General features: G+C 66.7%; 19 protein-coding genes and 4 pseudogenes. 10 read left to right on the top strand and 13 right to left on the bottom strand.

Annotated features, from left to right (window positions below; genetic code table 11):
• The first annotated feature begins 311 nt into the window (after positions 1–311).
• A complete protein-coding gene (locus ACFVYE_RS18355; protein WP_322108290.1) occupies positions 312–878 on the top strand; it encodes a DUF4253 domain-containing protein in 567 nt (188 codons plus the stop codon).
• Between the two features lie 58 nt (positions 879–936).
• Here ACFVYE_RS18355 and ACFVYE_RS18350 read toward each other — a convergent pair whose 3' ends face one another.
• From ACFVYE_RS18350 to ACFVYE_RS18330, 5 genes and pseudogenes are all read right to left on the bottom strand, one after another.
• The gene (locus tag ACFVYE_RS18350) at positions 937–1,332 is read right to left on the bottom strand and encodes a DUF5958 family protein (RefSeq protein ID WP_389606365.1); all 396 of its coding nucleotides are present in this window, start codon (positions 1,330–1,332) and stop codon (positions 937–939) included.
• On the bottom strand, positions 1,329–1,847 hold the full coding sequence (locus ACFVYE_RS18345; RefSeq protein WP_327276851.1) for a Fic family protein: 519 nt from the start codon (positions 1,845–1,847) through the stop codon (positions 1,329–1,331). The genes ACFVYE_RS18350 and ACFVYE_RS18345 overlap by 4 nt, the downstream gene beginning before the upstream one ends.
• A gap of 138 nt (positions 1,848–1,985) precedes the next feature.
• Positions 1,986–2,666 (bottom strand): hypothetical protein, encoded by a 681-nt coding sequence (locus tag ACFVYE_RS18340; protein ID WP_327276850.1) that lies wholly within the window; start codon positions 2,664–2,666, stop codon positions 1,986–1,988.
• Between the two features lie 102 nt (positions 2,667–2,768).
• Positions 2,769–3,242 carry an NUDIX hydrolase gene (locus ACFVYE_RS18335; RefSeq protein ID WP_389606363.1) on the bottom strand — a complete coding sequence of 158 codons (474 nt, stop codon included), beginning with the start codon at positions 3,240–3,242 and terminating at the stop codon, positions 2,769–2,771.
• Positions 3,239–3,529 (bottom strand): annotated as a pseudogene (locus ACFVYE_RS18330) (NUDIX hydrolase); the annotation flags it as partial. The gene ACFVYE_RS18335 and the pseudogene ACFVYE_RS18330, both read right to left, overlap by 4 nt.
• Before the next feature lie 313 nt (positions 3,530–3,842).
• Between ACFVYE_RS18330 and ACFVYE_RS18325 the strand changes: the two are divergent.
• The 4 genes and pseudogenes from ACFVYE_RS18325 to ACFVYE_RS18310 all read left to right on the top strand — a co-directional run.
• A complete protein-coding gene (locus tag ACFVYE_RS18325; RefSeq protein ID WP_389606361.1) occupies positions 3,843–4,289 on the top strand; it encodes a hypothetical protein in 447 nt (148 codons plus the stop codon).
• Positions 4,290–4,295: 6 nt separating this feature from the next.
• Positions 4,296–5,042: a hypothetical protein gene (locus ACFVYE_RS18320; RefSeq protein ID WP_389606360.1), complete on the top strand. Its 747-nt coding sequence runs from the start codon at positions 4,296–4,298 to the stop codon at positions 5,040–5,042.
• Positions 5,039–5,578 (top strand): annotated as a pseudogene (locus ACFVYE_RS18315) (hypothetical protein); the annotation flags it as partial. The gene ACFVYE_RS18320 and the pseudogene ACFVYE_RS18315, both read left to right, overlap by 4 nt.
• An 812-nt stretch (positions 5,579–6,390) precedes the next feature.
• Positions 6,391–6,720 (top strand): annotated as a pseudogene (locus ACFVYE_RS18310) (transposase family protein); the annotation flags it as partial.
• Positions 6,721–6,983: 263 nt separating this feature from the next.
• Here the strand turns inward: ACFVYE_RS18310 and ACFVYE_RS18305 are convergent.
• From ACFVYE_RS18305 to ACFVYE_RS18290, 4 genes are read right to left on the bottom strand one after another with little or no spacing between them, the layout of a single operon-like run.
• Positions 6,984–7,202, bottom strand: coding sequence for a hypothetical protein (locus ACFVYE_RS18305; protein ID WP_327278425.1), 219 nt, complete (start codon positions 7,200–7,202; stop codon positions 6,984–6,986).
• Between the two features lie 42 nt (positions 7,203–7,244).
• Positions 7,245–9,089, bottom strand: a complete 1,845-nt coding sequence (locus ACFVYE_RS18300; protein ID WP_389606358.1) for an alpha-keto acid decarboxylase family protein — start codon at positions 9,087–9,089, stop codon at positions 7,245–7,247.
• The gene (locus tag ACFVYE_RS18295; protein ID WP_389606356.1) at positions 9,089–11,197 is read right to left on the bottom strand and encodes a flavin monoamine oxidase family protein; all 2,109 of its coding nucleotides are present in this window, start codon (positions 11,195–11,197) and stop codon (positions 9,089–9,091) included. The genes ACFVYE_RS18300 and ACFVYE_RS18295 overlap by 1 nt, the downstream gene beginning before the upstream one ends.
• A 16-nt stretch (positions 11,198–11,213) precedes the next feature.
• On the bottom strand, positions 11,214–12,704 hold the full coding sequence (locus ACFVYE_RS18290; RefSeq protein WP_389606354.1) for a Dyp-type peroxidase: 1,491 nt from the start codon (positions 12,702–12,704) through the stop codon (positions 11,214–11,216).
• Between the two features lie 613 nt (positions 12,705–13,317).
• Here ACFVYE_RS18290 and ACFVYE_RS18285 point away from each other — a divergent pair.
• From ACFVYE_RS18285 to ACFVYE_RS18275, 3 genes and pseudogenes are all read left to right on the top strand, one after another.
• Positions 13,318–14,393: pseudogene (locus ACFVYE_RS18285) on the top strand (integrase core domain-containing protein).
• Between the two features lie 39 nt (positions 14,394–14,432).
• The gene (locus ACFVYE_RS18280) at positions 14,433–14,651 is read left to right on the top strand and encodes an ASCH domain-containing protein (RefSeq protein WP_389606471.1); all 219 of its coding nucleotides are present in this window, start codon (positions 14,433–14,435) and stop codon (positions 14,649–14,651) included.
• Positions 14,648–15,088: a low molecular weight phosphotyrosine protein phosphatase gene (locus tag ACFVYE_RS18275; protein ID WP_389606352.1), complete on the top strand. Its 441-nt coding sequence runs from the start codon at positions 14,648–14,650 to the stop codon at positions 15,086–15,088. The genes ACFVYE_RS18280 and ACFVYE_RS18275 overlap by 4 nt, the downstream gene beginning before the upstream one ends.
• 545 nt (positions 15,089–15,633) lie before the next feature.
• On the opposite strand, the gene ACFVYE_RS18270 is transcribed toward ACFVYE_RS18275, so the two are convergent.
• Together ACFVYE_RS18270 and ACFVYE_RS18265 are read right to left on the bottom strand one after the other, a co-directional pair.
• Positions 15,634–15,870, bottom strand: coding sequence for a DUF397 domain-containing protein (locus ACFVYE_RS18270; protein ID WP_327276458.1), 237 nt, complete (start codon positions 15,868–15,870; stop codon positions 15,634–15,636).
• Positions 15,867–16,766: a helix-turn-helix transcriptional regulator gene (locus ACFVYE_RS18265; protein ID WP_389606350.1), complete on the bottom strand. Its 900-nt coding sequence runs from the start codon at positions 16,764–16,766 to the stop codon at positions 15,867–15,869. The genes ACFVYE_RS18270 and ACFVYE_RS18265 overlap by 4 nt, the downstream gene beginning before the upstream one ends.
• A gap of 521 nt (positions 16,767–17,287) precedes the next feature.
• Between ACFVYE_RS18265 and ACFVYE_RS18260 the strand changes: the two genes are divergently transcribed.
• On the top strand, positions 17,288–18,652 hold the full coding sequence (locus ACFVYE_RS18260; protein ID WP_389606348.1) for a hypothetical protein: 1,365 nt from the start codon (positions 17,288–17,290) through the stop codon (positions 18,650–18,652).
• A gap of 8 nt (positions 18,653–18,660) precedes the next feature.
• Positions 18,661–19,419, top strand: coding sequence for a 2'-5' RNA ligase family protein (locus ACFVYE_RS18255; RefSeq protein ID WP_389606347.1), 759 nt, complete (start codon positions 18,661–18,663; stop codon positions 19,417–19,419).
• A gap of 467 nt (positions 19,420–19,886) precedes the next feature.
• Here the strand turns inward: ACFVYE_RS18255 and ACFVYE_RS18250 are convergent, their stop codons facing one another.
• Both ACFVYE_RS18250 and ACFVYE_RS18245 read right to left on the bottom strand, forming a co-directional pair.
• The gene (locus ACFVYE_RS18250; protein ID WP_389606345.1) at positions 19,887–20,930 is read right to left on the bottom strand and encodes an aldo/keto reductase; all 1,044 of its coding nucleotides are present in this window, start codon (positions 20,928–20,930) and stop codon (positions 19,887–19,889) included.
• On the bottom strand, positions 20,927–21,415 hold the full coding sequence (locus ACFVYE_RS18245) for an ATP-binding protein (RefSeq protein WP_389606343.1): 489 nt from the start codon (positions 21,413–21,415) through the stop codon (positions 20,927–20,929). The genes ACFVYE_RS18250 and ACFVYE_RS18245 overlap by 4 nt, the downstream gene beginning before the upstream one ends.
• Positions 21,416–21,825 lie beyond the last annotated feature (410 nt).

Raw genomic sequence — 21,825 nt, 5'->3', positions numbered from 1 at the left:
GGCGTGAGCACCGCAAGCCGCCCCCACCCAGTCCTACGGAAATCCTCCGCAGCTAGCATCCACCCGTGCACGTCGAGCCCCGATTCGTCATCGACTCCCCACTTCCGCCTGGGCGGATGATCACGTCCGATGAGGGAGATGGGGAAGCGCAGCCTCTATGGCTCAGTGACGGTTCGGCCACGGGCGAGCTGTGGACGCGGGTGTACGCCGAACACACACGCGCTGGTCTGTGGCCGCTGCTGCTTCACTCGCTGGATCCGAGCGATGGCCAATTCCGCCCGTGGGGATCTGGGGGAATCTTCCCCGAGCAGATGTCCTCCCCGGCAAGCCACGACCCTGCCCGCCTCCTCGCACAGTGGTGGGCGACCTACACGGCCGTCGACGAAGACGACGACATGCTCGACACCGACAGGCGCCTCGCTGTCACGGCTCCGTTCGGACAGACCTGGCCTGGCCTCGCGCCCAGCCGGGAGACCGCGATCAACCCCGACCATCTGGCCTCCGAGTACGCGCAGGCGTTCCTCGCCGACCGCCCACAGACACGTCTGGGGCTGGTCGCCGCAGCGTCCGGTGCGGAGGCGCTGGCGGTCGTGGGCTGGGACGGACCCTGCAACTACGACAACGACACCGCGAAGTTCTCCGCCGTCCTCCGTGACTGGGAACACCGCTTCGGCGCCCGTGTCGTCGCGGTCGGGTTCTCCACGTTGCACCTCAGCATCGCCGCGCCACCGGTGGACGAGCATGAGGCTCTCCTGGTCGCGGCCGAGCACTTCGCCTTCTGCCCGGACAACATCTGGCAAGGCAGCCGGCCGTACACGCTGGCCGCATACGCCGAGCGGATCACCGGGGCCCATTACTGGGACTTCTGGTGGGACTGATCCGCTCCCCAGAAGCGCTTAACCGGGAAGTGGTCTTCAGAGGTACGGCGCTGGGTTGTCAGACGACGGACAGTCTGTGCCACCAGTGACTGCAGCCGTTGGGGGAGAAGCGCTCGCGGCGCCGCGCGTCGGCGATCGAGAGCACTGCGACCAGCAGCCTGAACGCCTTGCGGCGTTCGTCGAGGGGTGTGAGGCTGGCGATCTTTCCCAGTTGCTCGTCGATCCGGCCTCGTGAGATCAGCACTGCGGGCGTATGCGTCGGGCGCAGCCCGGCACGGCAGATGCTCTCCGGTGCGTCCTCAGCGACGGCGCGAGCCTGGACGCAGTGATGGCGCAGGAACAGCAGCACCTCGGACTGCTCTTCCTGGCCAAGGCCGTCGAACCATTCGATGCCCTCTGACATAGGGCGCAGCCCCTGCGCGAGCTCGTTGAGCAGGACGTCGCGTTCGTTCATGACTGCCTCCCGTGGGACGGACGCCGCTCCGCCGCGGTGATCAGGATTCCGAGCAGCACCGCCAGATCGGCCGCGCCTTCGGCGTCGTCGGCCCAGCGCGTGGTCTGCAATGGGTGAACCTGGTCGAGGAGGACGCCTTCGCGTGCCAGGACGAAGGCCAACGCCAGCATGGCCGCGCGGGCGTTGCCGTCCTCGAACGGATGGAAGAAGAGGATGTCGAGGTAGGTGCGGGCGGCGCGTGGGGGGAGGGGCAGACCAGGTTGAGAGCTCTCGGACAGACATCGCTCGAATCGCGCCCGCGTATCGGGTGCGAGGCCGTAGCGCTCCCGTCCGCCCTTCGCGAAGGCCGGCATAGTGCGGAAACCAACGAGGTCGTGGCCCAGCACGGTCCGCTGCCACTTCGCCATGAGGGCGAAGGTCAGCGGCCTGCCCTGCTCCGCGTCGGCGAAGGCCAAGTCGAGGGCGGTCAGTACTCGCGCGGTTCCCTCGCTGTCCTGCCCGCCTCGCGTTGCCATGAAGAAAGAAATTCCGGAAGCCGTCGCGGGCCGGTGCTCCAGAGACGGGGCATGCGTCGCGCCAGGATGGCCAGGAGATCTCCGTCCGGATGAGCAGCCAGTCGGCAAGGCTGTCCTTCGGTTGGCCGGGCCCGGAAGTCATCTGATTCCGCCCACGCCTCTGGCGAACCGCGAGCTCACCGCGTCGATCACCGGAACGTCAGGTGCGATCCAACTGCCGAACCGGCCGCCGACCGCGCCCTCCACGATCTCCTTGGCTCGTTCCTCATCGATGCCGTTGTACGCGAGGAACCATCCGAGCACCTGCTCGCAGTGCCCGTACCAGCCGCTCTCGGCCTGCGTGCGGTCGGCCACCGCGGTGACCAGCCGCGTGCAGGCCCGCTCCCAATGCCAGGGATCCACCGAGGCCGAGGACACGGCCGAACTCGAAGGCAGCGCCAGGGCGGCAAAACGCTCTGTCAGATCCTCTAGCCAATCACGCCACTCAAGCAGGGCCGCGACGACCAACGGAGCGGTCGCGTCCGCCGTCGACACCGAATGAGACGTGCAGCACCACACGCCGACGATCCCGCCGTCGGTGTCGCCTTCACCCACCGACCAGTTCCACCCGCAGGCCCACCGGCCGTACCGGTCCACCAGGAACTCGGTGACGCGGGCCAGCGAGCGTCCGCGGTATTCGTCGGCCGCCTCGGGGCTGGGCAGCAGGGGTGCGACAAGACCGGCCAACTCCCGCGCCGCACCCTCGTCCAGCTCGAATGGGTGTCGCGACGGATCTACTTCCGCCCAGGTCAGGGTGTGTGCCCTCAGCTCAGTCACCATGCCACTCTGCCGTGTGTAGCTGCCCTGCCTCCACTCAGTATCGCCGACACAGAACCAAAGAGTGCTCCGACGCCCCTCGCCACTGAATAGGCGACGCCCTTGTCAGTGCACCTGATTAGGGTGCCTGCCATGGACATGAGACTGCTGACCGAATCCCTCTCGGGTTGCAGTCAGGGCTGCGTCGAGGTATTCCTGCACCGGCTCGAACACCCTGTACGGCACGTACTGCGGGATCTCGCCATGGGCGACCCAAGCGAGCTCGGCCAGCTCCTCGGTGTCCGCGACATGGGCGGTGCCGCCCATCACCTCGCAGGCCGTGTACGACATCATCCGACCCGTCTTCGGGTGGATCCGCTCGCCCAGCAGCTTCACGGCGGCCACCTCCAGCCCGGTCTCCTCCTGGGTCTCTCGTACGGCGGCGTCTTCGCGGGCCTCGCCCGGCTCGACTTCACCGGCCGGGAACTGCCACGAGAGCTGGCCTTCGCTGACCTGGCGCCGAACCATGAGTACGCACCTCTCGTGGACAACGATGGCCGCGGCGATGCCCGGACGCTCGTCCGTGTTCTGCTGCGTCACGTCTGCTCCTCCAGGACGGCCAGGATGGGTGGGAAGATCGTATCGACGGGGATGAAGCGGGGCACCGAGTTTCTGGGGACCCACATGACGTCGATGTTCTCGTCCGCGTCGGTGTTGCTTGCTTCGCCCGCCAGGTACTCGCAAGGGAAGTACTCGCACAGCACTCCGGTCACGGGGTGAAGCCGGTTCCCGAGGTGCTGCCGGACCGCGCAGGGGACACCCGTCTCGTCCAAGGTCTCCTGCACGGTAGTGGTCTCCGCCTTGCCTCCCGGCTTGATGACACCGGCCGTAGTGCAGCCCGATCTCCCGCATCCCTGCCCCTCGGTCATCCCCCAGCCCCAATACCTGCTGGGACGTCCTCTCTCAGCAGCCCTGGGGACGGAACCGGCTGGCCGTTCGAGATCGCGGTCTTCTCGGCACACGTACGAGCCGCTCCCCGGCATTCACAGCCCATTTGCGGTGGCCTTCGAGACTCGACAAGTCGGCCCGCGTTGCCACAAGAAGCCCCGGAACCATGCGCCGCACAGGCGGTTCCGACAGCAGCCATCGACTACTCTCTGCTATGATTCAGTGGCATTTGGTGATCATTGAGGGGTTCTCTTGGCCGCCCCCGCAACGCTGCCGGGGGATCCGGCACGGCTGTCACGTTTGAAGCAGGTGTCTCCCGACCTGGCCGACGACTACATGACGCTCGAACTGCTGGCAGCGGGTCTGGCGGGGATTCAGGCCAACCAGCAGAAAGCGCTGTGGAGCTCAGCTCAGCCGTCCGGCGACCCCACGGGCTTTCCCTCGGCATGGAAGGCCGGTGTAACGCGCCTGCTCTGGAGGGCGTTGGAGGACGGCTGCCGCGAGGTGGGCTCGCATGCGGATGTTTTCCGCTTGTGCCGCGTGCCTCTCGGGCAATGGCCCCTGTCTCTGTGTATCGCTCAGAGCGATTCCGAGCTCCTTCTGATCGAGAACGGTCGGCCGTCGGCCTTTGCCGAACAAGCCGCGCGGCTCCTGCTGTCCAAGGACCCCGAAGCGGAACTGGTCGAGAATCGGTGCTAAGAGCTGATGATCGCCGTGGCCGACCGAAACGGGGAGACCGAACGGGAGGTCCAGGACAACTACGTTCAGCTCCGGGGCTTTCTGACGAAGCACGCGGTCGCCTCCGACATCGATCTTCTGGGTCTGCTACGGGCCTTCCCCGCCAAGGACGCCAACGGGCAGCCGTGGGTGAAGCACTGGTTCAGTCAGTGCTACCGGGCTCAGCCGGCCAGCAGCGCCGTCGTACTCAGCTTCTGCGATGGCTGCGAGAACCCGGTCTCCGGTCAGCGTGACTGCGGCACGCCGGGCTGCACGGGACGTCCGGTTGCCCGAACTGTGGAGACCATGTCCGAATACTTTGTGCAGAACAGGGCTGTTCGGCGCTTCTTCCACGATCCCGGGCTGGCCGAGCAACGGACGTTTGCTGCCCTGGAGCCGGAATTCGGACAGCGCCTGCGCCCCTGGTGGGGCATGGACGCGGTGGACGTGGCCATCGACTTCGAAGGTACCGGGAAGATGGGAGTCGGTGAGTGGTGGGCCGCCGACGTGAAGGATCACGCCAGCGCCACACTTCTCGGGCGCTCGTTTCGTTGGAACCCACGTGCTGCGTCGCAGCGGCGGATCCTCGTCATCGCACAGCACCGCTTTGAACAGCCCGACTACGTGGATGACCTCGCCACTTCGCTGCAAGGGCGCGTACAGGGCATCGAGATCATGAGTGAGAATGCGTTCGTCGCCGCCGCACTGGCGCATGACGGGCGGCGACGCCGATGAGCCGGGATATTGAAGGCTGGCTCGAAGCGCTGGAAAGCAAGGCGTCGTCGTCAGGCGTGGCCGAGGCCATCAAGCCCTTCTTGTCGGTTCGTGAGTTCTTCCGGGTCGAGCTCGGGCTGTTCTTCCTGTCCGAGTACGCGCCCGGCCAGCCGGCCACCCTGATGCGCAAGTTGCTCGACGGGTACACCCTGCCGGGTGCCGGCACCGAGACGGTCGTGCGGAACGTGCGTCGCCGCATGGGGCCTACGGCGCGGGGCGGACAGTGGAGGCTGCGTCTCAATGACTACTGCAAGGTGCCTGCCCACTTGCGGTTGTTCGAGCTTGACGAGGGTGCCGGGACGCGCGTGGTCCACGGCAGCGTGCTTCGTCGTCGGGGAAGTTCTACGCTGCCGGAGCGGGAGCAGGCGTACCGGGATGCGATGTCGGTGCCCGTGGCCTACAAGGTGGAGGCGGGTCATGAACCCGCGTCACCGGGGATGCGGGTGCGGCTCAAGCGAGCGGACGGCAGCATCGTCCGGTTCCGGATTCCTGACTGGCTGGAGGAGACCGTACCCGAGCGTCGTCTGGAACCGAAGACGCACAGAACCAGGCGTCCCTTCCCACAACTTACGGAGGACGACTTCCGCCAAGCGGCCAAGGAGATGGATCAGCGGCTCAGTACAAGCGAGCGATACCGTACGGAGAACTTCACTGGCCGTGTGGAGAGGATGGTCTTTTCTCGCACGGACAGTGAAGCCGGATGCCTGACAGACGGCCTCGGTGTCTTCACAATCGACGGACTGGCTCAGGTCGTGGGCCTGATGAACTCGGGGAAGACCACCTTCAACGACGTTCTGGTCAAGATCTGTACCGCCCGCGGGCTCAGGGTCGGGTACCTGGTCTCCTCCGTCGGGAACGCGCTGGAGAAGGTCCGCTTCTTCCGGACTCTGGGCATCGACGCCGTCCCGTTGATCGGCCACAGGAACCGCCCCGCGCACGTGGCACGCTACTGGGACGACCTTCTCTACGTACCGGACAACGGCCAGGCGACGCCCCTCCCGGACGGCAACGACGAGGTAGCTGCCTTCACGACCGACATCTGTCTGCTGGACAGTCTTCTGGAACCTTCCGGTCCCGTTGCCACGCCGCTCTCGATGGATGAGCGCCCCTGCCGAGACAGGCTCCGCGTCGACACCTCGGGCAAGCGAGCACCGATTGTCGACTGTCCGCTTCTCGCGGTGTGCCCGGCACAGGCAGCTGTACGCCGAATCCCGACGGCGCAGGTCTGGGTGGCGACGCCAGCCGCCCTCCTCGCCAGCAGCCGTTGGGTGAGGTGTTCGAAGTCTCAACCTGCCGGCCAGGAGCCCTGTTGGTTCCCTATCCTGCCGCACTCGACCTGCCTCATGTGCTGGTCGAGTGGGTCACGATGCTCATCGTCACCCGTGAGGGTGACCGTCGCTGCAACCTCCCGCCACACCAGCGTGCTCTCGTCGCTCTCGCCTGCCTGCGCAGGCACGACAGCCTCGCCGAGATCGCGGCCGGCTTCGGCATATCCGTGGGCACCGCCCACGCCTACACCGCCGCGGTCGTCCACCTCCTGGCCGGCCGGGCGCCGGGCATGCTCAAGACCCTGCGCGAGCACAACCCCGACTACGTGCTCCTGGACGGCACCCTCAGCGAGTGCGATCGCCTGGGCGACGGTTGTCGAGCGGCCAGCGGAGCGAATTGATCGACCTGCTCGGGACGATGGCCGAAGCGGAGTCCGACCCCGTGCGGCGGGAGTTCTTGGAACTGTTCCCGGAGGGCTTCGGGCTCCTTGACCGTGTGGTCTGACCTGTGCTTCACGAGTAGAGCAGGACGCGTTGACGGAGTAGGGCGAAGCCGGCTGGGCCGAACATCTGGCGTTTGAGTATCGTGATTCGGTTGACGTGGCCCTTGACGACGCCTAACTCCAGGGCAGGGTCAGGCCGGCGACGACAACGTCGCGATCGTGGCCCGCAGCGAGGGTGCGGAGGCCGGGCGGGTCGTCTTGGCGGACGGCGTCGAGCCACTCGGGGAGCTGTTCGCCTTGGCGAACTCGGGCCGGGCCGCGAGCAGTTCGTCGTGGAGCTGGCGGGCGGTGCCGGTCCTGCGCCAGGGGGCGCGGACCATCAGTTCGCTGAGCACGGACGCAGCGCGCACCGGCCCCGATCCTTGGACCGGGGCCGGTGCGCCGTACGGCGGCTATTTGCACTTTTCGTCGATCTTGTACTGGAGGGCCCGCGGGTAGTCGTGCCGGTTGAGCCGGACCCGGACCAGGATCGGGGCGTGGTTGATGTCACTGCCCGGATCGGCGATGTCGAGCAGCAGTGACTCCAGCTCGGTGTGGGTGGTGAGCTCCCGCCCGTGCATCCGGTCCTTCTCCGAGCCGAAGACCTCCGCCAGCTTCTCGTACTGCCACGGGTGCAGCACGTTGTAGAAGTCAGCCCCGTCGGACGGCTTCTCCTTGTAGTAGCAGGGGCTGACCAGCATCTGCTCGATGCCGTAGAAGCCCTCGTTGTCCAGGACGAAGACCACCGGCCGGAGGTGGTGGCGCACGTGCGTGGACAGCTCCTGGCAGATCTCCTGGAACGAGCCGTCCCCGACGAACACCAGCGGCCGCTTGAGCGGCTGCTGGCGGGCCAGCGCCACCCCGGTGGCCGCGCCGACCGAGTAGCCGATGGACAGCCAGCTGTTCTGTGCCACGAAGCTCGCCCGCTCCGCCATCTGTAGATTCATCGAGCCCAGCAGTGCGAACGCTGCGTCCGAGACCACCGTGAACGGCGAGGTGGCCTCCGGGCCGTCGCCTTGCGCCTGGCTCAGCAGGAAGGCGTTCATGTGCTGGAAGAACCCGTCGTACGTGAGTTCCTCGGGGTAGTCCGTGCTGCTCAGGCTGGTCAGGAAGGCGGTCGTGCTCGCTGGGACCTGCCGGTCCTTGGCGTGTGCCAGCGCGAAGAGGTCGGTTTCGAACGCCCGCTTGCCGAAAGTGACACCCAGCGCGTCCCGCAGTGCCGGGACGAACCGCGCCAGCTGGACGTCCGGGAAGTACTGCGCGCCGACGCTGACGCCCTCGTGGGCGGCCACGATCCAGTCGTCGCCGATCGACTTCTCGCCGCCGAGGTTCTTCGACGTCGACCAGGTGCCCAGGCCGATCCGGCACCCGGCGGCCTTGAAGGCCTTGCGTACCTCCGGCAGGCTCGCCTTGCCGTTGTAGACGCCTGTGAAGCCCGGGGTGTTCTCGGAGACCACGGACTTCGCGCCGACGGTGGTGCAGAACGGGATGCCGGTCAGCTGCACCAGCGAGACCAGCTCCCGCTCCAGCCGGTTGCGCTCGATCTCCTCGCCCGCCCACAGCACCGGCGTGCCGAGCCGTTCGACCAGCTTCACCGAGGCCTCCACCGCCTTGGCGAGCATTTCCTCGTTCTTCTTTGTGAACGGTCGTTCCTGGCGGCGGAGTTCGCCCTGCGGTGCGGCGCACGGGGCATTCCAGAGGTCGTCCATCACCTCCAGGTAAACCGGCCTGCGCTCGGTCAGGCCGGCGGTGATCGCGCTGTCAATCTGCGAGGGCGCGAGCCCGGGGTTGGAGATCACCTGCGCGTCCACCGTGACCTGCCGGTAGACCTCCAGATTGCTCTCCCGGCGCTGGCTCATGTGCGAGGTGAGCAGACCGACCGCTTGGTAGTTGATCCATTGCTCGTACGACGGCGCCGCGTTGATCGCGATTACCGGCACGTACTCGACGTAGGCGCCGCCGATCGGGTTGAGCAGGCTGAACGCGCCCACGCCGTAGGTGACCGCGACTGCGGCGACGCCCTGCTCGCCCTTGGCGAGGTCGGCGTCGGCGGCCCGCACCCGGGCGTAGGCGTCGGCGGCGTAGCCGCCACCGATCTCGGTCGGGGTGCCGACCCAGCGCACCCCGGTGGTGGCGTGCATGATCGTCAGGAACGGGCCGAGATGGTCGCCCGGCACCCCGAACAGGTGTCGGATGCCCAACTGCTCAAGTCTCGTGGCCAGGTAACGGCCCACCGTCCATTCGCTGTTGCCGCTCATCAGCTCAGTACCTCCGCTCTGCGTGCGCGGCCGGTCCGCGCCTCGGGTCGGATCTCCGGTTTGGCGCGGGGTGGTGGTGTGGGTGCCTCGTGTACGGCGATTGCCGCGCGGACGGCGGTCTCCACCGCGCCCTCGATCCAGGCGTGCTTGAGCGAGACGTGCTCGCCGGCGAAGTGCACCGGGCCCTCCGGCTTGACCACGTCGAGGTGGAAGCTGGTCATCTGGTGCGGGGTGTACACCGCCGCCTCGCCGAAGGCGTACGGGTCGCGCAGCCAGCTCTGGGTCTGGCCGTAGCCGGTGTAGAACACCTCGATCCGCCGGCCGTGCACCGACTGGAGGTTGCGCAGCGCGTACACGTACCGCTCGGCGTCGGCCATCGAGTCCCAGCGCACCGCGTCGTCCGACCAGCTGTAGCTGGCCAGCACCACGCCGCCGCCGTCGCTGTCGGGCACCGGGTGCGAGGGGTAGTACATGAAGCGGTTCGGGTTGTCGGTGGTCGAACCGCCGCCGAAGCAGTTGGTGGCGGGGCGCACGATCGCCCGGCGCAGCGGAGTGTGCTGGAAGACCTCCAACTGCTCCTGGCTGATCCGGCTGGAGTCCACGCTCCGGTGGGCGCCGAGCAGTACCCTCGGTAGATTGGGCGGTGGCCGGTGCCCGTTGTGGGCGGCCAGCGCGGCCGCTTCGGCGTCCTCCTCGCCGGTCCGCTGGTAGTACTCGTACAGGCCGGGCTCGATGGAGTCGAGTTCGTCCTTCCAGTCTGCCTCGGTGAACTCCCACCACCGGCGGGAGAACTCCAGCAGCACCTTGGTGGCCTGGTCGTAGTGTGTCTCGATGATCGCCCGGCGCTTCTTGTACGAGTACGGGGGCGAGACCTGGACGAACCGCAGCGCGGAGAACGGGACGGTGACGATCGCGAAGTCGCCCTTCCATACCGTGGGTTCGGCCTCTGGGTCGCCCTCGGGAACGGTGTGGACGGCGACCTGGGGCCCGTTCGGCCCGACGTCTTGGCCGGCCCCGCCGTCGCGGCGCGGGTCCCAGTACTCCATCCGGATCATCCGCTCGCCCATTTCGAGCTCGTCCTGGAGCTCATCGGCGAGGGCGTAGGGCAGCTGCCAGCTGCCGCCCTCAATCTCCCAGTAGGTGGCGTCCGGGTTGATGTCGCTGCGGCCCAGGAAGGTGTGGAAGAAGGACAGGTGCAGCCGCGACGTCATGTTCTCGATCGTGCCGATCGCCTCGATGGCCTCGTCACTGAAACCCGCGTACTCGCGCAGGAAGCGGCCCATCGAGTAGTCGTCGAAGTCGCGGATCACCCGGGCCCAGCCGTCCAGCCACTCGGCGAACGGCTTGCGCACCCGCTTGCCGTTCTCGATGTACGAGTAGTAGTCGCGGACCGGCTCCAGCGCCTGGTTGACCATCTCGCCGGCTGTGATCCGCACCTCGTCGCCGGTGAGGTGGAAGCCCTCGTTGACGCTGCTCGGGTCGGCGGCGTACTCGCTGCGGCGGGCCTGGATCCGGTTGGTGCGGATCCAGCTGTTGAAGCGCTTGACCGGCTCGCGGAAGTCCGGGCTGTCCTCGCCGTACTTCCAGACCTTGCCGTCCTCAAAGGACTCGTAGACCACCGGCGGGACGGGCGTGTTCTGGTTGCCGGTGTCGGGATCGACGTCGACGTTGCAGAACAGCTGCCGTTTCAGGCCGAGTCTGTCGACCAGGGCCAGGGTGAGCGGGTGGAAGCTGGGCAGCCGCATCGCTCCGGCCTCCCCGTACTGCACCGGGTCGTAGAACGGGCCGTCCTGCTCGTCATCGGTGGAGCGGAAGGTCTTGATCCGCCCGCCGACCCGGTTGGCGTTGGCCTCCAGGATGGTGACGTTGTGCCCGGCGTCCTTGAGCAGCTTCCCGGCAACCAGACCAGCGATCCCGGCGCCGACGATCAGCACGTCCTTGGGCTCGTCGGTCTCCGGGATGCCCTCCTTGATCAGGACGTCGAGGTAGCGAAGCTTCAGGTCCTTGTCGTCCGGACCGACCAGCAGCAGCTCGCGGGCCAGCTGCCAGCAAGTCTGCTGGCGGGCGCGGTCGTTGAGCGTGCCCTCGACGGTGGGTCTCTCGTTCATGGCTTCTCCTCGCCGCTCAGGAGCCGATTGACTTGTTGGGAAGGTCCTCGCCCTCGGCGAGCAGCCGCAGCGTGCTGATCGAGGGGGTGAAGGCGTAGAGCGCGCCCGCGGTGCGGACGAAGCGCTTCATGTCGACCGTGCCGAAGGTGCCGTCCGCGAGCTCGATCGAGGCCTTGCCGGCGAGGCCGGTGACCTTGTCGAAGCCGTTGGCGACCACCTCGTCTGACTGGCTTTCCCCGGGGGTGAACGCGTCGTCGTTGGACCAGTGCCGCTGGACCAGTTCGAACTGCTCTTCCAGCGAGGTGCCGTAGCAGACGAACATCAACCCGCGGTCCTTGCCGTCGTCCGGGCCGCCTTTGAACTCAGGGCCGTACGGAATGCCGCGGCGCATCAGACGGTGGCTCTTCGGCTTCTTGTCGACGATTCCGGCGAAGGCACGCGGATGGGTGCGGCGGATGTGCGCGGCCCAGGGGGTGTGCCGGCCGATGGGGTCGTTCGCGTAGTCGAAACCGTTCCGGTCCGAGCCGAGGCCGGTCACGGCGCTGCACGGCGGGGCGAGCGGTGTGCCGTCCTTGGCCCGGCCGACCAGACAGGCACCGAGCCGGCTGGCGTCCATGTTGCCGGTGAAGTTCTTGGCGCCGTCCACCACGGCCTTGTTCCAGCCGGCGACATCCTGGCGAAGGCGGCGCACCACTTGGAGGGAGCCGTTCTTCATCCACGCCGGCGCCTTCCGGTCGCCCTGTTCACTCTTGTAGCCGAAGACGAACTCGCCGGGTTCGATCAGCTCGGTCCCGGCGTGGTTGTCGCGGAAGCCCTCGCGACTGGCGTCCTCGCGGTGGAAGTCCTTGACGCCGGGCTGGGAGATGCCGTCCTTGTAGCCGAAGTGCTCGTGACCCTTCAGATCGCCCTTCAGGGTGCGGCCCTCGTCCGCATGGACGCGCGTGATCTGGTGGGTCTGCTCGACCGTGTCGAGGTTCTTCAGCTTCTCCTTCAGCAGCGCCTCGGTGTCCGCAGCGACGATGAGGACCGCGTGCACGGCCTTGTCGCCGGTGCCGGCCCCGAACAACCAGGCCTTGGGGGCGCTCTCGCCGGTGTCCCCGAGGTCCTTGGCCCGTGCGGCCGCGCCCGCGCAGAACGACGTGAAGGTGCTGAGGTCCTTCTTGATCTGATCGGGTTTGTTGGCGATCGTCACGAGGCCCTCGAAGGTGAGGGAGACCCCGCAGCGGACGGTGGTGATCGACGGGTCGCGACCGAAGGCCCGGCGGGCCAGCGAGAACTGCTCGTTGAAGTCTTCCGTCTCGTTGGTTGTGGCGACGGTGTTGAGGATCGCGGAGAGCCAGCCGCGGCCCTTGGCGGCGTCCGGGAAGCGCAGGTAGCGGAAGTCCATGAAGTCCTTGTTGAACGCGGCCAGGATGTTGCCCTGGATGTCGGTGGACCCGCGCAGCTCCGGCTGGGGCAGCTGCTCGATGGACGGGACGGCGGTGGGACGGGTGGGGGTCGTGGTCACGGTGGGGCTCCTCGCGTGGGGTGGAGGGCAGCGGCAGATTCGTAGGGGGACGGCACGATCACCATCGATCACACAAAGTAACTATTTTGGCACTTTAAGTAACTATGTCGCCCTGAGCTCTGTCAAACGGAGGCCATCCCTAGGCGGGTCACACGGCGTCGCCGGGCGGAGCGTCCCCGCGCAGGCGCGGACGGGGACCGGCACCCGGCCGAGGCCGCGGCCTGCGGGGCCGTCGCGAGCCGCCGCTGCCGGCCGCCTGGGTACCAGTTGCGGGGTTCGAGGTGCGAGTCCTTCCACGCGAGGACGGCGGTGACGAGCGCTTCGTACGGGGCGCGGTCCAGGGGGCTGTTGTGAGGTGTCAGGCCGCGTCGCGGAGACAGATGCGGCGGCCGGCGCTCGCCCTCACTTTGGGGTACCGCACACGGCTGACCGAGCTGCAGGTTACGCAAACGGCTGTCCACGGTGCCGCCTGTTCGGGGAAGGGATCGAGTGGCTTGAGTCCCGGGCTCCGGCACGGCCGGCCAAAGCGAGACCCTGTGGGGCTCGTAAAGTCATCGCTGCTGGTCAGCACCCGCCTCCAGGGTCGTCGGTGGGGACTTGTAATGCTGCCCTGATGATCGTGTCCCTGCTCTACCGCACCGCCCGCGCGCTGTTGTCCGTCCCCGCGGTCCTACTGCGTCGAGACTCCGCCAAGGATGCCGAACTGCTGGTGCTGCGGCACGAGAATGCCATCCTGCGCAGGCATGTGGAGGGCAGGGTGCGCTATGAGCCGGCCGACCGATTCTGGCTCGCCGCCCTCAGCTCGCTGATACCGCGTGGCCGCTGGGCCGCCGTCTTCCCCGTCACCCCCGGCACTTTGCTGGCCTGGCACCGCAAACTGATCGCCAGGAAGTGGGACTACTCCGCCCGCGGCTCCCGCACCGGACGGCCGCCGCACTCAAGAGTCTCGCGCTGCGCCTGGCCGATGAAAATCCCCGCTGGGGCCACCGCCGCATCCAGGGCGAACTGGCCCGACTCGGGCACCCCATCGCGGCCTCCACGGTCTGGGAGATCCTGCACGCAGCAGGCATCGACCCGGCCCCGCGCCGCTCCGGCCCCACCTGGCGCGACTTCCTCACGGCGCAGGCTCAGGGGATCCTTGCCGCGGACTTCTTCCATATCGACACGGCCTGGGGCAAGCGCCTGTACGCGATGGCGTTCATCGAGCACGGCACCCGGAGACTGCACATCACCGGGGTGACCGCACACCCCACCGCGCAGTGGGCGGCACAACAGGCCCGGAACATCGCCGCCGACCTCGGCGAGCGGGGCACCGGGCCACGGTTCCTGCTACGCGACCGCGACAGCAAGTACACCGACGCCTTCGATGCCGTCTTCACCGCCGAGGACACTCAGGTGCTGCTCAGCGCGCCCCGGGCACCGCGCATGAACGCGCATTGCGAACGCGTGATCGGCACCATCCGCCGCGAGGCCCTCGACCACGTTCTGATCCTGGGCGAGAGCCACGCCAGGAAGGTCCTGACTGACTACCAGGACCACTACAACGGACACAGGCCGCACCGATCCCGGCAACAGCTACCGCCCGGCGCGACCGAGCAGCCCGCAATCGTGCACGACCTCGACGACCGAAGCCTGCTCCGCACCAGGGTCCTCGGCGGCGTCATCAACGAGTATCAATACGCCGCGTGACCTGCAGCGACGACTTTTCGAGCCCCACAGGGTGACCAGATCCGCTTCACGTGCCGCAACGAGGCGACGCTCACCCGGGTGAAGCGCGTTACCCGGTACACGTCCTTCACAGAAATGTTCGACCACGAGAACGCGGCCGCGATCAACCCGACGACCACCCCCGAGGAGCAGCTGCGCGCGATCCGGGACATCTTCCCGGCCGAGAAGGAAGCGCTCGGGGTCCTGGCCATCGAGGTTGAGAAGGTCGAGTCCCGGTGACCGCTGACCGGCCCCGGCGGATTCTGACGGTGTGCATGGGCTGCCACTACCGGGCACCGCTGGCGGCCGCCGTGCTCGCCGCGCGGGGCGGTGACGCTGTCGAAGTACGGTCTGCCGGCATCCGCGATTGGCACGTAGGCCGCGATGCCCACCCCGTCATGATCGAGGTTGCGGCCGAGCACGGTTACGACTTGAGCGGCCATCGTGGGGTCCAGGTCAGCGAGGGCCTCCTCGCTTGGGCGGACGTGGTGCTTGCCATGGACGCCAGGATCCTGGAGGCCCTGCGGGACTTGGCCGGTTGGAAGTCTGGTCCGGAACTGAAGCTCTACCTGGGCGACAATGACGTCCCCGACCCGTGGGAGAAGCCACGCGAGGCGTTCACCGAGTGTGTGACTGCGGTCGAAGCCGGCGCGCACCAGCACCTGGCACGGACGTAGATGGCCGTGGGCGGCTCCTGCCGCCGGGCAGTTCGCTCAGATATGGCCGCCGACCGACTGGGTCGGTGGCCATATCGCTGCCCGATGTGGTCCGGGGTGGGGCGCGGAGCGCTGCCGAGGCGCGGCCCGTTGCGGCAGGAGGAGGAGGTTCCCCGTCGCTCGCTGTTGATGCGGCTCTGTGTTCGCTACTGCGCACTGCCCATCGCCGACCGCCGGCCGTCGGGTTACTGCACACGGCAGCATCCTCGCCCACAACCACGACTGGGTTGAGTCCCTTCGCCGGGCCAGGTCTTCCGGGGCGCGATTCTGCTGAGGGCCAACCTGATCGGGCCCGCACCGCCCCGCAGCAGTTTCGGGCAAGACCGTTTGCCGGACGTGCCCGAAGCTCTCGTGGTTCAGCTAGCGGCTGTCAGCACCGTTACGCGCTGCCCCGTCGGGACGACGAGGGTTGCTGAGCCGTCCTCGTCCACGGTCAGGACGAAGCCGTCAGAGCTGTGCTCGTTGCTCGACCACCTGTGTGTGGCCAGGTTACGGCGCTGCAATGGCTATGCGGGTGGGTTCTCCTCCTGGACTACGACGGTCAGGAAGGCTGTCAGCGCCGCAGCAGGGAATGACAGCACCGCACCACCGGGAATTTTGCTGTCCCGGACCAAGATCTGGCCAGGTCGGGCCAAGGCAAACTCGACACAGTTTCCGGACCCGCCGCTGTATGAGGACTTGCGCCACCGGACGCCGTCGCTGCTGCAAGGGGTACCTGTGGTGACGGTCTTGCTGGGGTTCACTGTTGAAGCTCCTCCATCGCTGTTCTGAGACGATTCTGGGTCTCGGTGGGGGTGAGCGCCCGCTGCCACAGCCAGTCGAATGCGTTGTGGTAGCGGGAGACTTCGTCCTCGTCCTGCGGGTAGACGGAGCGGCTCATGAGTTCTGCGCACGCAACGTCCCGGACCGCGTGCGAGGGGAACTTCATGATCACAAAGCCGCCCGTGAGTCCTGGGTGGAGGCCGACGGACTTGAGGCTCATCCGAAGCGTAATTCGAGGGTGGTCGGCCGCGTCGATGAGGTGTTGAAACTGACGGTTCATGACAGCCGGCCCGGCTGCGGGAGGCTCGACCGCCCGCTCGTCCACGAGAATTGTCAGCCGAGGTCCGTCGCCCTGGTCCGAGGGGGCGGCCAGGATGCGCCGCTGGCGTGCGGCCCGGATCTCAGCGAACCGCCGGACCTGGGCTTCGGTCAGATCCGGACGCAGTGCAGGTACGACGGCGCTGGCGTACTCGGGAGTCTGAAGAATGCCCGGAATCACCAGCGGCTCGTAGTTCCTGACCTCACTGGCCACCGCTTCCAGGCCAAGGTAGTTGTCGAAGGCGGTCGGGCTGAGTACGTCGTTGTGCCTCTTCCACCACTGCGGCTTCCGCCTCAGTGACGCGTCAAGACGGATGAGCTCAAGAATCTCGTTCCGTACTCCTTCGCCGGTGACGTTGTAGCAGTCCAGGAGGCGCTCGGCGGTGGGCTGAGTGATTCCTCGGGTACCGCCCTCGACTCTGCTCAGCCCGCCCTTGTCCAGGACGCCGGCCTTGGTCACGGCCTCGCTCTGGCGCAGCCCGGCTTCAACCCGTAGTTGGGCCAGCAGGGCGCCCAGTTGGGACCGGACCATGGAGGTCGGGGGCGCTTTAGTCGACATGCCGACAGTGTGCCGTCGCTCGCCTCGTATCACAACCAAAAGTGCAAGCAATTTTGCTCAGCTAGTTGTCAAGCACAGTTGATTAGGAGCATCCTAGCCAGGTCACAGTGCGTGCAGAAGCTGTCGCCTGTCGTGGCTGTCGCTGTCTCGGTTGGCTTGTCCCAGGAGGACTGTCGTCTTGACCCGCCCAACACTGTTCCGGGTACTCCTTGAGGAGCAGCGCTGGGATAGCTGGGCTGTCTTCTCCGCGCACTTCGCGCGAGCGGCCCGCGAAGTGGCGCTTGTGACAGGTACCGGCCGACCGGTTGGGGCCGCGGTCGCCCGGCGTACTTTCGACCGGTGGATGGCTGGCGAACTGGAGGTGCTCCCCCGGCGCGAGACCCAGATGGTCCTGGAGCATCTTCTCGGGTTCGCGTGCATCAGGCTCTTCGGCCTGGTCCCTGATGCCTTCAGTACTGAGAAAGCTGCAGAGAATGGCGGGCCCGCACGACTGATCCGCCGACGTCCCGGAGGTACAGGCTATGCGGCCGACGTTGTTCCGTCAGATGGTGCAGGAGCGGCGCTGGACCACGAGCGAGACGTTCAGCACCCACTTTGCGAAGGCGGGGCGGGAACTGGCTGAACAAACTGGGAACCGCCGCCTCGGGGAGATCTCTGTCCCCCGTCGCACCTTTGACCGGTGGATGGCCGGCGAAGTGCGGAGCCTGCCCCAGCGCGACACCCGCAGAATCCTGGAGCACCTCTTCCAGCAACCCGTAGCGAAGCTGTTCCACACCTCGGACAGCAAGATGCTGATGGCGGCCGTGCCCTTGCCAGCGGTTCGGCAGAGCTCGCGGCCCCTTGCTTCCTCCCAGACAGGCATGTTCGACGACCCGTTGTCAGTCGCTGCCCAGACTGAGTCACTGACCCGGTCCAGTGTGGATGCGGCGTTATTGGAACACTTCCGTGGGCAATTGCAGGGGATCGTGGACCGCTACGAGACCAGTGGCCCTCAGGCGCTCGCCGGTGAGGCTCGAATGATCCGAAGTACGCTCCACACTCTGCTGAGCGGGCAACATCTACCGGCGGTCCGGGCCGAGTTGTTCGGGCTGACCAGCCGTGCTGCGGGCCTCTTGGCCTACATGGCCGTCAACGCCGGATCAGGGCCCACCGTAGCGGAGGCATATTGCACGGAGGCCGAGGTCCTTGCGAAGCACATCGGCGATACACAGCTGCAGATGTGGGCTGCCGGCACCCGGTCGCTCAGCCTCTACTACCAGCGTCGATACTCCGAAGCCGACGCTGCGGCGGCAGCCGGAATCGAAATGGCGCCGACCAGCCATCAAGCCATCCGGCTCCTGGCCAACGGACGAGCACGTGCTCTGGCCCGTCTAGGCGACCGAAGGGGCGCGGAGCGAGCCATCGGCAAAGCCCTGGACCTTTCCGACAGGCTGGCTGGCCTTCCCTCTGGGATCACTTCATGCATCTCCTTCGCGCCCTACAGCCCGGCCCGCACCCTGGCCAACGTGATCACCGCTCGGCTGTCCCTCGATGACACAGCCGAGGTTCTGTCCTGTGCAGAACTGATTGACAGCCTGATCGAGAACTCCGATTCCGAGTGGAGCCGCGCCCTGGTCCGTCTCGACGTCGCCACGGCCCTCCTTCAGCACAAACAGCCGGAGATTGAACAGGCCATGGCTCTCGGACAGAGTGCGCTTCACGCAGGAACCACCGCGCCCATCACTTCCGTGTGGCAAAGGGCAAATGAACTGTACGAGCGAGCGAGGCCTTGGCAGGCTGAGGCTGATGTAAGCCAGTATGCCGAGGAGCTTCGAAACTGGCGCTCACACCCTCAAGCCAAACCGATCATCAGTGGCCCGGGCCCGGAGCTCGCGCCACAGCAGTAAGGAGAGTCGTGACGCCCGAACTGGATGTCCATCCTTCGGCGTTCCCGCTGCACCCGCCCCCCGACCTCGTCGATCCCGGGCTGCTCGTCGATCACGACTGGCATGCGTTCACTGTGGTCAAGCAGATGACGAACCACTGGGAGCGTCCCGGATGGGGCAAGGGACGCCGCGCCTACTACTGGATGCTCACGTTCCCCGAGGCCCTCCACCTGCTCGACCGTACAAGGCACTGTCAGAACGAACTCGCGCACCTGAGCATGGACCCCGTTCCTGCGGACGGTCTGCACGTGACGCTGACCCGTGTCGGCAGCACCGACAGGGTGTCGAACCAGCAGCTGCGACTTCTCGCTGAACTGGCCGAGCAGCTGCCTGAGGAAAGCTTCCGAATCGCCGCCCATCCCCTTGCCGGTTCACGCGGGGCTGTACGCTTCACCCTCACCCCTTGGTCGCCGCTCGTCCGTCTGCATGCCGCCCTCTGCGCGATCGGCCATCAAGCCGGAGTACCCGGCGGCAAGCCCACCGCTGCCTTCCGGCCCCATCTGGGAATCCAGTACAACAACCGGGAACGGCCCGCCGCGCCCGTGATCGAGAGCGTCGCCCGCCTGCGAACCCTCGCCCCCGTGTCCCTGGAGATCAACCGTGTGGATCTCGTCGAGCTCTGGCGCACCACCAGCTCCTCACCGGCCTACCGTTGGCGCGTCGTACGGAGCGTTGCCCTGCGTACCCGGTCCGGGCACAATGCTTCCCTTCCAGGCGGGCTGGACTGACGGGGGAATCGGATGACGTTGTTCCGCCGGATGGTGCAGGAGCGGTGCTGGACCACGAGCAAGACGTTCAGCAGCCACTTCGCATAGGCGGGACAGGAGTTGGCTGGGCAAACCGGGGACCGCTGCCTCGCTGATGTCTCCATCGCTCGTCGTACTTCGACCGGTGGATGGCCGGCGAAGTGCGGAGCCTGCCCCCAGCGCGACACCGGCAGAATCCTGGAGCACCTCTTCCAGCAACCCGTAGCGCTGCCGTTCGATACCCCCTGCGAGTGAGCGCCCATGTGCGGGAACATCGGCGACGGCCAGACGCGCTGGTTCACAGGCTTGCCCGTGTCGGAACCGAGGCAAAGGGGAGTCCATACCCCGAACTCGCTTCTCCTCCCCCAGGAAGGCGAAGACCTGAACTGATGTCGCCTACCCCCGGCAACCAGCGCCGCCCACTGCGACGGCTCTGTTGGGGTGCGGTGTCATGCCTGCAGTTCCTTGGTGGGCGAGCGTGTCACTTTCTCGTGGAGGCGAGTCCGGAAGTCGGCATAGGCGTCGTCGACGGCCCCGAGCTCCTCTGGCGTGAGCGGGAGCCCCAGGCAGCGGTAGCTCTCCTCGACCTGCTGCTCGTTGTCGAAGCCGACAACGACCACGCACTGTTCCCCGCGTTGCAAGGAAGAGCGGAGGGCCAGCTGGGTCAGAGCGCCTGGAGCGTCGCCGGAGTGGCCGCGAAGCCCCTGGAGTCCCTCATCGACCTGTTTCATGTGTGGAGGTATGAGTCGTGCGTGCCTCGGGGAGAGCTCTGCCCGCGACGACGCCTTCCCCGTAAGAAGACCAAGGCCCAAGGGGGCTGCCAGCACCAGGCCGACGCCGTGCCTGGCAGTGAAGGTGAACAAGTCATCCCCTTCGATGGAAACGGCTGGGGTGAAGGCGTTGAATCGCGTCCAGACCACATCGGGCTTGATCAGTCGGAACAGATACAGGAACCGTTCAGCCTCTGCCGCCCATTCCTCGGGGGATGCGACGTAGCTGACAGACGGCCCGCGCATACCGATCGCCTTGATGGACTCCACTTCACGGAGCGTGCGCATCACGTCGATGGCGTTGCCCAAGTACCGGTCATCGGGCCCGAAATCAAAGCTGTCCAACGTGTACAGGTGGAGTTGCTCGGCGTAGAGGTTTTCCAGCGACTGCTCAAGCTGGTGGTGGATGTGCCGGCCCGCATACGGGTGCTCAGCACTGCCGCGCAACTGCCCTACCTTGCTGCTCAGTTGGAGGGGCAGTTTCGGATGCTGACGCAGAAACTTGCCGATGGCCCGTTCCGTGTGCCCGTAGTCATAGGAGTCGGAGGTGTCGAAGAGCGTCGCCCCCCGCTCAACCGCGCGGCTAAGGCCCCCCAGGAACTGATTGATGTGTTCCGACTCGTCGTGCGGCGCGCGGCCAGTGGACATGTTGCAGTGGAGGCCGAGCGGGTTGGTGACGATGCCCCGGCACAGGTGGCGGACGCCAAGATCGGAATCGCTCACGCACTGCTCCCGCGCAAGTAGAGGGCTGCAGTCACAACTTTGCCGGCCGGGACAAGCTCGACACCCCATGCATTGGCGAACGCAGAGATCAAGAACAGACCTTGTCCGCCTTCAGGTAGGTCGAGCCTGTCGATGGCATCGGCCTCCCCCTCGTTCAGGTCGGCCAAGAGGCTGACAGGAGCTGCTGGAATGGCAGTGGTATCGGTTCCGCAGTCGACGACACCCACGGTGACGCCCTCCTCGTAGAGGTCGAGGGTGAAGGACACCGGCCCGCCCGCGTGCCGGATCGCGTTGGTGAGGAGTTCGGTGGCGACCAGAACAGTGTCGTCGATCCGTCCCTGGTCAGAGCGGTCTTTCATCAGCCAGCGAACCGTCTCGCGGGCCCACGCCAGAGGTTCACTCCTGGCCTTGAGAGCGAAGGCGTGATGGTCAACCAGTTGTCCCAATTTCCGGCCCCGGATGAATTCGGCTGTTGTCGACGGCACCTTCGTCTCCTTGTTCTTCGAGACGCCGTGTGGCGTGGGCCGGGAAATCGACCCGCTGCTAACCCTCCCCGACAGAGGCAGGGCAGCGGTACGCCAAACCTTGGCCATGTTGTGGCCATATCGGCTGCCGTGATCTCGGCCCGGCCGGTCTGGAGGCCGGAATCACCCATCAGCGGCTCCGTGCACGCCCCCGTATGGACAGCAACAGGTCTCACCGGGGAACGCTCCGCCCCACACGCTGTTCACCACTGCCGATGTGGGCGTGCAGCCACCGATTCACCGGCAAACCCTGCCCAGTACTTCTCCGACCGTGCCCGGAGCCCCGGCTCGGACCTCGATTACAAAATGAGTCCCGCAACGAGAAACGCATCACAAAGGACACAAACAGCGCCCTTGCGAGTACAACTCAA

The organism is Streptomyces sp. NPDC058239 (assembly GCF_042882185.1).
Lineage (GTDB): Bacteria > Actinomycetota > Actinomycetes > Streptomycetales > Streptomycetaceae > Streptomyces.
The sequence above is the reverse complement of the archived record's forward strand: the minus strand, read 5'-3'. Positions and strand labels throughout refer to the sequence as shown.